This window comes from Collinsella aerofaciens (assembly GCF_002736145.1).
Classification (GTDB): Bacteria; Actinomycetota; Coriobacteriia; order Coriobacteriales; family Coriobacteriaceae; genus Collinsella; species Collinsella aerofaciens_A.
The window spans coordinates 1,566,100-1,578,321 of the sequence record NZ_CP024160.1; the positions used below are offsets into that span (position 1 = coordinate 1,566,100).

At 61.5% G+C, this 12,222-nt stretch carries 4 protein-coding genes and 4 rRNA genes; 1 reads left to right on the forward strand and 7 read right to left on the reverse strand.

Annotation, left to right across the window (positions count from 1 at the left end; translation table 11 throughout):
* Positions 1 to 66: 66 nt before the first annotated feature.
* The 7 genes from CSV91_RS06895 to CSV91_RS06925 form a co-directional block, all read right to left on the reverse strand.
* A 16S ribosomal RNA gene (locus CSV91_RS06895) occupies positions 67 to 1,572 on the reverse strand.
* Between the two features lie 847 nt (positions 1,573 to 2,419).
* A 5S ribosomal RNA gene (gene rrf, locus CSV91_RS06900) occupies positions 2,420 to 2,535 on the reverse strand.
* Between the two features lie 146 nt (positions 2,536 to 2,681).
* Positions 2,682 to 5,655: ribosomal RNA gene (locus CSV91_RS06905) — 23S ribosomal RNA — on the reverse strand.
* A gap of 400 nt (positions 5,656 to 6,055) precedes the next feature.
* Positions 6,056 to 7,561, reverse strand: a 16S ribosomal RNA gene (locus CSV91_RS06910).
* The 16S, 23S and 5S rRNA genes sit together here, the layout of an rRNA operon.
* Before the next feature lie 406 nt (positions 7,562 to 7,967).
* Positions 7,968 to 9,368, reverse strand: a complete 1,401-nt coding sequence (locus CSV91_RS06915; protein ID WP_099432311.1) for a phosphoglucomutase/phosphomannomutase family protein — start codon at positions 9,366 to 9,368, stop codon at positions 7,968 to 7,970.
* Between the two features lie 157 nt (positions 9,369 to 9,525).
* Positions 9,526 to 10,419: a homocysteine S-methyltransferase family protein gene (locus tag CSV91_RS06920; RefSeq protein ID WP_055252635.1), complete on the reverse strand. Its 894-nt coding sequence runs from the start codon at positions 10,417 to 10,419 to the stop codon at positions 9,526 to 9,528.
* A gap of 10 nt (positions 10,420 to 10,429) precedes the next feature.
* The gene (locus CSV91_RS06925) at positions 10,430 to 10,852 is read right to left on the reverse strand and encodes a metal-dependent transcriptional regulator (RefSeq protein ID WP_099432312.1); all 423 of its coding nucleotides are present in this window, start codon (positions 10,850 to 10,852) and stop codon (positions 10,430 to 10,432) included.
* A gap of 120 nt (positions 10,853 to 10,972) precedes the next feature.
* On the opposite strand from CSV91_RS06925, the gene pepT reads away from it, so the two are divergent.
* Positions 10,973 to 12,220 carry a peptidase T gene (pepT, locus tag CSV91_RS06930; RefSeq protein ID WP_099432820.1) on the forward strand — a complete coding sequence of 416 codons (1,248 nt, stop codon included), beginning with the start codon at positions 10,973 to 10,975 and terminating at the stop codon, positions 12,218 to 12,220.
* Positions 12,221 to 12,222 lie beyond the last annotated feature (2 nt).

The following is a 12,222-nucleotide window of genomic DNA, read 5'->3' on the forward strand; positions in this document are numbered from 1 at the left end:
CTACCGGACGGGCTCCTGCCCTCTATTCGAGTTAAAGTGTTTCTCTCTAAGAATGTATCTCCCTAGAAAGGAGGTGATCCAGCCGCACCTTCCGGTACGGCTACCTTGTTACGACTTCACCCCCCTCACCCTCCACACCTTCGGCGCCTCCCCCCTTGCGGTTGGGCCGGCGACTTCGGGTGCAGACGACTCGGGTGGTGTGACGGGCGGTGTGTACAAGGCCCGGGAACGCATTCACCGCGGCATGCTGATCCGCGATTACTAGCAACTCCGACTTCATGGGGGCGGGTTGCAGCCCCCAATCCGAACTGGGGCCGGCTTTCCGGGATCCGCTCCCCCTCGCGGGGTGGCATCCCTCTGTACCGGCCATTGTAGCACGTGTGCAGCCCAGGGCATAAGGGGCATGATGACTTGACGTCGTCCCCGCCCTCCTCCGCCTTGACGGCGGCGGTCCCGCGTGGGTTCCCGGCATCACCCGATGGCAACACGCGGCGGGGGTTGCGCTCGTTGCGGGACTTAACCCAACATCTCACGACACGAGCTGACGACAGCCATGCACCACCTGTATGGGCTCCTCTCGGCCACGGGGTCTCCCCCGCTTCACCCATATGTCAAGCCCTGGTAAGGTTCTTCGCGTTGCTTCGAATTAAGCCACATGCTCCGCTGCTTGTGCGGGCCCCCGTCAATTCCTTTGAGTTTTAGCCTTGCGGCCGTACTCCCCAGGCGGGACGCTTAATGCGTTGGCTGCGGCACGGGGGGATCGTCCCCCCACACCTAGCGTCCATCGTTTACGGCTGGGACTACCAGGGTATCTAATCCTGTTCGCTCCCCCAGCTTTCGCGCCTCAGCGTCGGTCTCGGCCCAGAGGGCCGCCTTCGCCACCGGTGTTCCACCCGATATCTGCGCATTCCACCGCTACACCGGGTGTTCCACCCTCCCCTACCGGACCCAAGCCGCGGAGGTTCCGGGGGCTTCGGGGGGTTGAGCCCCCCGCTTCGACCCCCGGCCTGCCGGGCCGCCTACGCGCGCTTTACGCCCAATGAATCCGGATAACGCTCGCCCCCTACGTATTACCGCGGCTGCTGGCACGTAGTTAGCCGGGGCTTCTTCTGCAGGTACAGTCTTGACTCTTCCCTGCTGAAAGCGGTTTACGACCCGAAGGCCTCCGTCCCGCACGCGGCGTCGCTGCGTCAGGGTTCCCCCCATTGCGCAAGATTCCCCACTGCTGCCTCCCGTAGGAGTCTGGGCCGTGTCTCAGTCCCAATCTGGCCGGTCGGTCTCTCAACCCGGCTACCCGTTGTCGGCACGGTGGGCCGTCACCCCGCCGTCTACCTGATGGGCCGCGGAGCCATCCCCTCCCGTCGGGGCTTTAGCCGGGGTGCCATGCGGCACCCCGGGGTATCCGGTATTACCCGTCCTTTCGGGCGGCTATCCCGGGGGAGGGGGCAGGTTCTCCACGTGTTACTCAGCCGTTCGCCACTCGCTTCCATCCGAAGATGGGTGCCGTTCGACTTGCATGTGTTAGGCGCGCCGCCAGCGTTCATCCTGAGCCAGGATCGAACTCTCCGTCCAAAATGTATGGGCTTCGAGCCCGTCCGGTCCTCTCAGTTCATCGCTGATCGGTTCCGTTCGATTCATATGGTTTTAGTATAGGAAAAGGAATTTCTCGGGGCCGCCTCTCGGCGGCCTTGCGAAAAACAAATCCAAGTTAGACCATTTCAAATGGTTCGATGTCTGCCCGGATGCGACACTGAATGTGTCCATCCTCGCAGTATCCGGTTCTCAAGGTGCACGCCTGGCGGCTGGTCCGGTCCGACCGGGCCGCGCGGCAAGGAGATATATTGCCAGACCGGAGGGGCCCCGGGGGCGGGAATCTCGCACTCCATATTTTGTTCACAAATCAATTAACTGGGCTCCGAGTTGCTCGGAGTCACACATATGGTCATAAACCTTGGACAGACCGTATGACCTCGGGAATCTTGCTGTCCACTGTAGACATAGCATCTTTATACCCTCGTCGGTCACCGCTAGTTAGCCCGTTATAAATTGAAGGACAACGTTAACAAATCTATAAAACGCCAGCGGGGGCTCTATCACTAATTAGGTAGAGCCCCCGCTGGCAGAGTGTATTTGATTGAAACAACGTCCCCTAATTGATTTACTGGAAATAAGGAGCAAAAGATCCGTCCGGATATACGTGGCGACAGAACCCTGGAGCCGACTGAGCGCCACCAGAAAGCGACATAAGCAAAAAGATCGGCTCTACCTCACCGCGAACGACAACGATGCCCTCGACTAAAGACAATCCGAGCACTCCTGAAACAGATAGGGCAAATGTCAGCTTATATAGCGCAAAAAAGGGGGAGGCCGCGAGGCCTCCCCCTTCTTCATTCTCGATGACGGCTCGGTGCCGTCCACCGGTCAGCGGCGCCCTGGCCTCCCACGGGCTGACCCCGCAGTACTCTCGGCGCGATGGGGCTTAGCTTCCGGGTTCGGAACGGGACCGGGCGTGCCCCCCATGCTCTGGCCGCTGACCGGTGGGCGGCGCCCACCGTTACGGTGTCCGGTGTCTACTCACGTGCCCTGGGGGCCGCATGGCGCATAGGAAAGTATGACTCGGGGGCATCCTCGTGCCCGGACCGCGCGCATGAGCGCTCAGTCCCGCGGGCCGCGAGGTGCGGTTCCGGAAGAGCTCGGGCGATTAGTGCGGCTCGGCTGAGGCTGTCGCCAGCCTTGCACCTGCCGTCTATCGACCAGGTAGTCTACCTGGGCCCTTACCGGAAGGAGAACTAATCCCTGGAACGGCTTCCCGCTTAGATGCCTTCAGCGGTTATCCGCGCCGCACGCGGCTACCCGGCCGTGCCGTTGGTCGACAACCGGTTCACCGGAGGTGCGTCCACCCCGGTCCTCTCGTACTGGGGGCAGCCTCCATCGATTCTCCTGCGCCCACGGAGGATAGGGACCGAACTGTCTCACGACGTTCTGAACCCAGCTCGCGTACCGCTTTAAACGGCGAACAGCCGTACCCTTGGGACCTGCTCCAGCCCCAGGATGCGATGAGCCGACATCGAGGTGCCAAACCTTGCCGTCGATGTGGACTCTTGGGCAAGATCAGCCTGTTATCCCCGGAGTACCTTTTATCCGTTGAGCGACGGCCCACCCACTCGGGGCCGCCGGATCACTAGAGCCTGCTTTCGCACCTGCTCGGCTTGTGGGCCTCGCAGTCAAGCCCGCTTGTACTCTTGCATTCAAAAGGACGGTTGCCGACCGTCCCGAGCGGACCTTCGCGCGCCTCCGTTACCCTTTAGGAGGCGACCGCCCCAGTCAAACTGCCCGCCTGGCACGGTCCCCGAGCCGGTTGACGGCCTCGGGTTAGGACGCCGGTCGCGCGAGGGCAGTATTCCAAGGGCGGCTCCCCGGGGGCTGGCGCCTCCGGATCTGTGCCTCCTGCCTATCCTCTACACGCGGGACCAGCGGCCAATGCCAAGCTGCAGTGAAGGTTCACGGGGTCTTTCCGTCCTTCCGCGGGTAAGTCGCATCTTCACGACCAGTGCAATTTCACCGGGTCCATGGTCGAGACAGCGCCCAAGTCGTTGCGCCTTTCGTGCAGGTCGGAACTTACCCGACAAGGAATTTCGCTACCTTAGGACCGTTATAGTTACGGCCGCCGTTTACCGGGGCTTGGCTTCGGGGCTTCGCCTTGCGGCTAACCCCTCCGCGTGACCTTCCGGCACCGGGCAGGCGTCAGACCCTATACGTCGCCTTGCGGCTTCTGCAGAGTCCTGTGTTTTTGGTAAACAGTCGCTTGGGCCTCTCCACTGCGGCCCGCCTCCGCTCCCCGGGCAAGCCGGTTCACGTACGCGCGGGCACCCCTTCTCCCGAAGTTACGGGGCCATTGTGCCGAGTTCCTTGACCATGGTTGACCCGATCGCCTCGGTATGTTCTACCCACCCACCTGTGTCGGTTTGCGGTACGGGCGCGCACGCGCCTGCCTAGGGGTTTTTCTAGGGACCTCGGGCTCACTCGCTTCGCTCAATCGCTTCGTCCGGAGCCTCGCCCTCGTGCGGACCGGATTTCCCTGGTCCGCGGGCCGCGCTCCATCACGGGGACGTCCAGAACCCCGCCGAGCCACCCCCATCCGTCGCCCCGTCGGTCGTAGCGCCGCGTGCGCGGTGCAGGAATGTCTGCCTGCTGCGCGTCGGCTACGCCTACCGGCCTCGCCTTAGCCCCCGACTGACCCTGGGAGGATTAGCCTTGCCCAGGAAACCTCGGGTTCACGGCGGACGAGTTACTCTCTCGTCTCTCGCTACTCATGCCAGCATTCTCACTCCCATGCGCTCCACCGTCGGTCGCCCTCCGGCTTCTCCGCCCATGGGAAGCTCCCCTACCGATTCTACTTAGGTAAAATCCCGCCGCTTCGGTGTCCAGCTTAGCCCCGTGTATTGTCGGCGCATGTCCACTCGACCAGTGAGCTGTTACGCACTCTTTGAATGCATGGCTGCTTCTAAGCCAACATCCTGGTTGTCTGGGCGGACGCACATCCTTTGCCACTCGGCTGGAACTTGGGGACCTTAGCGGGCGGTCCGGGCTGTTTCCCTCTCGAGCACACAGCTTAGCCCACATGCTCTGACTGCCGCGCTCTGGGCCGCCGGCATTCGGAGTTCGGTTGGATTCGGTAGGCGGCGAAGCCCCCTCGTCCATCCGGTGCTCTACCTCCGGCGGTGAACGCGCGACGCTAGCCCTAAAGCTATTTCGGGGAGAACGAGATATCTCCGGGTTTGATTGGCCTTTCACCCCTATCCGCAGGTCATCGCCGCCGTTTTCAACCGACGTGCGTTCGGCCCTCCACGGGGTCTTACCCCCGCTTCAGCCTGCCCACGGATAGCTCACCCGGCTTCGCGTCCGCGGCGCGGGACTCAAGTCGCCCTGTTAAGGCTCGCTTTCGCTCCGGCTCCCTTTCGGTTAACCTCGCCCCGCGCCAGCGACTCGCTGGCTCATTCTACAAAAGGCACGCCGTCACACCACAAGGGTGCTCCGACTGCTCGTGGGCGCACGGTTTCAGGTACTGTTTCACTCCCCTCCCGGGGTGCTTTTCACCTTTCCCTCACGGTACTGGTGCGCTATCGGTCACAGGGTAGTACTCAGGCTTGGATGGTGGTCCACCCAGGTTCGGACCGGGTTTCACGTGCCCGGCCCTACTCAGGGACCGCGTCGCGCCGTCCGGTCTGGGTTCGCGTACGGGGCTGTCACCCGCTGCGGCCGGCCCTCCCATGCCGTTCCGCTCCCCAGCCGGACCTGCGCCCGGGGGCGGCAGCCCCCGGATGCGCGGCCCTGCAACCCCGTCGGCGGAACCCCTGCCGGGTATGCCCGCTCGACGGTTTGGCCATCGGTCCCCTTTCGCTCGCCGCTACTCGGGGAGTCTCGAGATTGATTTCCTCTCCTCCGGGTACTTAGATGTTTCAGTTCCCCGGGTTGTCCTCCCCCCGCCTATGTGTTCAGCGGGGGGATATGCACACTGCTGTGCATGGGTTCGCCCATTCGGAGACCCCCGGGTCGAAGGATGTGTGCTCCTCGCCGGGGATTATCGCAGCTTGCCGCGTCCTTCATCGGCTCCCTGTGCCAAGGCATCCGCCGTGCGCCCGTGGTATCTTGCGGGACCGCATCGGGCCCGCGGGATATCCACGTGTCGCTAATTAAGTCAATTAATCGATATCATGAATAGCGCTCGTATGTCGCAATTCGGGTATCTCATACCGCGGCACAGTCTTGACTGTGCTCGCGATCAGATGCTCCTCACTCATAATTAAGTGAATTCTTCTTGTTTGGATCGGATGAATGATTGCTATCATTCTGTCTTTAAATCGCAGAAAAGAATCGAGTCTGGAAGATTCGGATCTTCCATCTCTCTCCTATCGCTATGCGGCTCTCAAGGTACGCGGGTGCGACCCCGGGGACCGGGTGCTGCGGGGAATCATCCGTGGCGGGACATCTACCGGACGGGCTCCTGCCCTCTATTCGAGTTAAAGTGTTTCTCTCTAAGAATGTATCTCCCTAGAAAGGAGGTGATCCAGCCGCACCTTCCGGTACGGCTACCTTGTTACGACTTCACCCCCCTCACCCTCCACACCTTCGGCGCCTCCCCCCTTGCGGTTGGGCCGGCGACTTCGGGTGCAGACGACTCGGGTGGTGTGACGGGCGGTGTGTACAAGGCCCGGGAACGCATTCACCGCGGCATGCTGATCCGCGATTACTAGCAACTCCGACTTCATGGGGGCGGGTTGCAGCCCCCAATCCGAACTGGGGCCGGCTTTCCGGGATCCGCTCCCCCTCGCGGGGTGGCATCCCTCTGTACCGGCCATTGTAGCACGTGTGCAGCCCAGGGCATAAGGGGCATGATGACTTGACGTCGTCCCCGCCCTCCTCCGCCTTGACGGCGGCGGTCCCGCGTGGGTTCCCGGCATCACCCGATGGCAACACGCGGCGGGGGTTGCGCTCGTTGCGGGACTTAACCCAACATCTCACGACACGAGCTGACGACAGCCATGCACCACCTGTATGGGCTCCTCTCGGCCACGGGGTCTCCCCCGCTTCACCCATATGTCAAGCCCTGGTAAGGTTCTTCGCGTTGCTTCGAATTAAGCCACATGCTCCGCTGCTTGTGCGGGCCCCCGTCAATTCCTTTGAGTTTTAGCCTTGCGGCCGTACTCCCCAGGCGGGACGCTTAATGCGTTGGCTGCGGCACGGGGGGATCGTCCCCCCACACCTAGCGTCCATCGTTTACGGCTGGGACTACCAGGGTATCTAATCCTGTTCGCTCCCCCAGCTTTCGCGCCTCAGCGTCGGTCTCGGCCCAGAGGGCCGCCTTCGCCACCGGTGTTCCACCCGATATCTGCGCATTCCACCGCTACACCGGGTGTTCCACCCTCCCCTACCGGACCCAAGCCGCGGAGGTTCCGGGGGCTTCGGGGGGTTGAGCCCCCCGCTTCGACCCCCGGCCTGCCGGGCCGCCTACGCGCGCTTTACGCCCAATGAATCCGGATAACGCTCGCCCCCTACGTATTACCGCGGCTGCTGGCACGTAGTTAGCCGGGGCTTCTTCTGCAGGTACAGTCTTGACTCTTCCCTGCTGAAAGCGGTTTACGACCCGAAGGCCTCCGTCCCGCACGCGGCGTCGCTGCGTCAGGGTTCCCCCCATTGCGCAAGATTCCCCACTGCTGCCTCCCGTAGGAGTCTGGGCCGTGTCTCAGTCCCAATCTGGCCGGTCGGTCTCTCAACCCGGCTACCCGTTGTCGGCACGGTGGGCCGTCACCCCGCCGTCTACCTGATGGGCCGCGGAGCCATCCCCTCCCGTCGGGGCTTTAGCCGGGGTGCCATGCGGCACCCCGGGGTATCCGGTATTACCCGTCCTTTCGGGCGGCTATCCCGGGGGAGGGGGCAGGTTCTCCACGTGTTACTCAGCCGTTCGCCACTCGCTTCCATCCGAAGATGGGTGCCGTTCGACTTGCATGTGTTAGGCGCGCCGCCAGCGTTCATCCTGAGCCAGGATCGAACTCTCCGTCCAAAATGTATGGGCTTCGAGCCCGTCCGGTCCTCTCAGTTCATCGCTGATCGGTTCCGTTCGATTCATATGGTTTTAGTATAGGAAAAGGAATTTCTCGGGGCCGCCTCTCGGCGGCCTTGCGAAAAACAAATCCAAGTTAGACCATTTCAAATGGTTCGATGTCTGCCCGGATGCGACACTGAAGTAAGTGTCCATCCTCGCAGTATCCGGTTCTCAAGGTGCACGCCTGGCGGCTGGTCCGGTCCGACCGGGCCGCGCGGCAAGGAGATATATTGCCAGACCGGAGGGGCCCCGGGGGCGGGAATCTGGGCGTACACATTTCCTACACAGTTTGGGATCCGACTAACGTTTGCCAGCCGTTAACTACCGCTCGCCGAGCATCTCTTTATATAAGGCAGTCTCATGGTTAAAGCGGATACGTTCCCCTAGCTAAAGCACAGCCAGCATCGAGCAACTCATCACGTTCTTCCACCGAGAACCCCTCGGCGTAGACGCGCACCACTGGTTCGGTCCCGCTAGGACGGACCAGCAGCCACGTGTCATCCTCGAATGCTAAACGCAAGCCATCCATATGACTAACGTTTTGCGGCACCTTGCCACAAATCGACTTGGGGTTTACGCCCGGCAGCAGGGTTCGTAACGTTTCGGCATCTTCGGCCTCAAGGCGCAAATCGCGTCGACCGTAACTCGTCTTACCAAAACTGTCCTCGAGTTGGTCGACCAGAACGCCCAAAGGCGCGTCCGTCTTTGCCATAAGCTCACACAGAATCAGACAGGCGAGGATTCCATCGCGCTCGGGCATATGCGCGGCGATGCCGATACCACCGGCTTCTTCGCCGCCCATGAGGACGCCGCCCTTCTTCATCTCCGCCGCTATATATTTGAAACCGACTGGTTTGACGGTCACGCGGCAGCCAAGCGCCTCGGCAATGCGACGCACGAGCGTCGAGCATGAAAGATTGACGACGACGCGCCCCTCCAAATTACGAAATTGAACCAAGTCGCCTAAAACGAGCGCCATGATCTGATGCGGATGTATATATCTGCCGCGCTCGTCAACCGCGCCGATACGGTCGGCGTCGCCGTCGGTCACCAGGCCAGCGCAAGCTCCGTCCTCGATAACCGTGCGCTCGCAAGTGTCCACCCAAGGCTCAACGGGGTCGGGGCAGATATCTTCTTGATCAGACGCCTGCCCGGCGTGAATCTCGTGCACCTCAACGCCAAGCTCGCGCAGCAAGTCGGCTAGATAGCCCTGGGCTGCGCCGCCCATGGGGTCGACAACCACGCGCAAGTGCGCGGCGCGGATGGCTTCGGCATCGACAAACGATGCCACCGCTTGCATATAGTCAGGAATGATATCCGCGGTGCGATATTGCCCCTCGATCCCCATTGGCTCGGGAGCCATGGTCTCTTCGAGCTCTTCGATGACATCCTGGTTGGCGGTCGAGCCGTCACCCATGCGAATCTTGAGGCACAGATAACCCTGCGGATGATGGGACCCCGTCACCATGAGCGCGCCGCACGCCTCACCGTCATAAGCCGCCGCCCACGTAAGGGCAGGGGTCGGAACAGGTCGCGAAGCGAGCACGGTGTCCAGCCCGTGCGCTGCTAGCACGCCCGCCGCAAGCTCAGCGAACTCGCGCGCCAGGGGCCGGGTGTCGAACCCTATATATACCGTTTTGCCCGGATTGGTCTTTTGCCACAACTCGCCGACGGCATCGGCGATACGGGCAACGTTATCGGCAGTGAAGTCCTTATCGACGCGAGCGCGCCAACCGTCAGTTCCAAAATGAATTATCGCGCACACGCGCAGACACCTCACAGTGTTTGGATCATGGTACGCATGGGGTATACCCGCAACATGCACTCGGCAACCTGCCGGCACCAGCATTCACCATTTGGGCAAATGCTGCCGAGGACATGCAAGCAATAAAAAACCGCCCCGTATGGAGCGGTTTTGCCCTTTATATATCGAGCGCCTCGGCCATCGCTGCCGTAGTGATTGCCGTGGTTCCACAGCAACTGCCCACCATTGCGGCACCGGCATGTCTCCATTCGATGCATGCGCGCGCGAAAGCTTCGGGGTTCTCGTGCCATACGGGGCCATCCTGAGTCTGGACCGGATCGCCCACGTTGGGACGCACCGTGACGGGAGTAGTCGCCGATGCAACCATCCTGGGCACCGCCGCGTTCGCGGCCGCAAGCGAACAGCAATTAACACCAACCGAGTTTGCGCCGTGTTTTTCGGCGTACAAAACGGCTGCCTCGATGTTGAGGCCATCGCCCAACAGGTCGCCCTTATCGTCAACGACAAAACTCACCAGAACAGGCATGCCGTCGGCGGCATCTCGGGCGCCGGCAAGCATGGGCTGCAAATTACGGATAGACGTCACCGTCTCGATCAGCAGACCGTCAACACCAGCATTGAGCAAGGCGTGCGCCTGTTCGCGCGCAATGCCTCGGATCTCACGAAACTCGGCCGAGTCCTCGGCAAACCACTCAATACCGATCGGACCCATCGAGCCTAGCAGCAGCTGAGGGTGCGCCTGGCGGGCATCGTCGACGGCCCCGCGATTGACCTCCGCCACGGACGGCGCAATCTGGTCGTGCTTGAGGGCATAGCTTGATGCCTGAAAGGTATTGGTAATGAGTACCTGCGCGCCGGCGGCGACATACAAGCGATGGATACGAGAAACGGTCTGCGGCTCTGCCAGATTCCAAAACGCCGGTGGAATATCGGCGGCATCGTACTCACTCAACAGAACACTGCCCATGGGGCCCTGCGCCAACAAGGTCTCGCTCGACAAGCGGCGCGTAAGTTCCTCGGCACCAAAGCGATTGTAATAACTCGTATCCATATATATCCCGCTATTCCTCGACGCTGATTCCCTGCTTTTCGAGATAGGCGAGCCAGCGGTTCATCGTGTCCTCGGATAGCGCATGCTCCATCATGCAGGCCTCGGAATCGGCTCGCTCAAATTCGACACCGAGCTCCTGAACCAAAAACGTGCGGATGAGGCGATGACGGTACCAGATAGCCGTGCCAACCTCGCGGCCGCGATCGGTCAGGATTACCTTGCCGTAGTGCGATTGCTCGACAAGCTCGGATGCCTTGAGCGCCGAAACCGCTTTATTGACCGATGCCTTGGAGACGCCAAGGCGCTGCGCGATGTCGACCGATCGCACGCCGTTGGTTTCCCCCTCTTCGTTTTCAATGCGAACCATGCACTCCAAGTAGTCTTCGTTCGCCACCGTCAGATGTAGTTCGCGCGAGCTATTTGTCGTATCCATGATCTTCCGTCCCTTCTGCATTCAATGGCTGATTCTACCCCATCCAAGCGTCGCGGTATGCCGTGGCATACCGTGCTAGAGTTCTTGTTGCACACGACGACCAAGATTGGAGCGGTCTTTATGGAAAACACCACCACGAACCCCGATGTCCTCGAGCGCTTTTTGCGCTACGTCCAGATCAACACGCAGTCCGAGGATGCAAACTGCGACCAGGTACCCTCGAGCGCCGTTCAGTTTGACCTTGCCAACGTGCTGGCTGAAGAGCTGCGCGAGCTTGGTGCGGAAGATGCCCACGTGACCGAGCACGCCTATGTCTGCGCGCATATCCCCGCAAGTGCGGGCGCTGAGAACAAGCCCGCCCTGGGCCTGATCGCCCATCTCGACACCACCGAAGTTGCACCGGGCGCCGGCGTGAAGCCGCACATCGTACACTACGAAGGCGGCGACCTGGTCTGCGGCACGGTTGACGGTAAGCCCGTTGCCATGAGTACCGCCAAGCTTCCCGCCCTGAACGACCTCGCGGGTGAGGACCTGGTCTGCAGCGATGGCACCACGCTGCTGGGCGCGGACGACAAGGCAGGCGTCGCCGAGATCATGTCGCTTGTCGCGCGTATCGCTCAGGACCCCTCTCTGCCCCATCCCGCACTCGGCATTTGCTTCTGCCCTGACGAGGAGATCGGCCACGGAGCCGAGCTGTTGGATATCGATACCTTTGGCTGCAAGTACGCCTACACGGTCGACGGCGGCCCCATCGGCGAGCTGGAGTGGGAGTGCTTTAACGCCGCCGAGGCGACCATCCGCTTTGAGGGCCAGTCCATCCACCCGGGCGACGCCAAGGGCCGTATGGTCAACGCAGGCAATCTGTTCTGCGACTTCAACGCGTTGCTCCCCTACGTGCAGCGCCCGGAGTATACGGAGGGCTACGAGGGCTTTTATCACCTTGAGGGTGTATCTGCGACCGTCGATCACGCCACGGCGCGCTATATCGTCCGCGACCATGACGCCGCCAAGTTCCAGCAGAAACTCGACCTTATTGATGCCGCCGCCTCGATGCTCAACCAGCGTCTGGGTGAGGAGCGCGTGACGGTCGAGATTAAGCAGCAGTATCGAAATATGGCCGAGATCGTTCGTGACTATCCCGAGCTTATTGATGTTGCCAAGGAAGCCTACCTTGCCTGCGGCGTTGAGCCCCAAGTGCTGCCGATTCGCGGCGGCACCGACGGCGCCCAGCTGTCGTTCCGCGGTCTGCCCTGCCCCAACCTTTCCACCGGCGGCTATTGCTACCACGGCGTCAACGAGTTCGTCCCGGTCAGTTCGCTCGTCAAGATGACCGACGTGCTCCAGGAGCTCGTCGCCCGCTTTGCATAAGG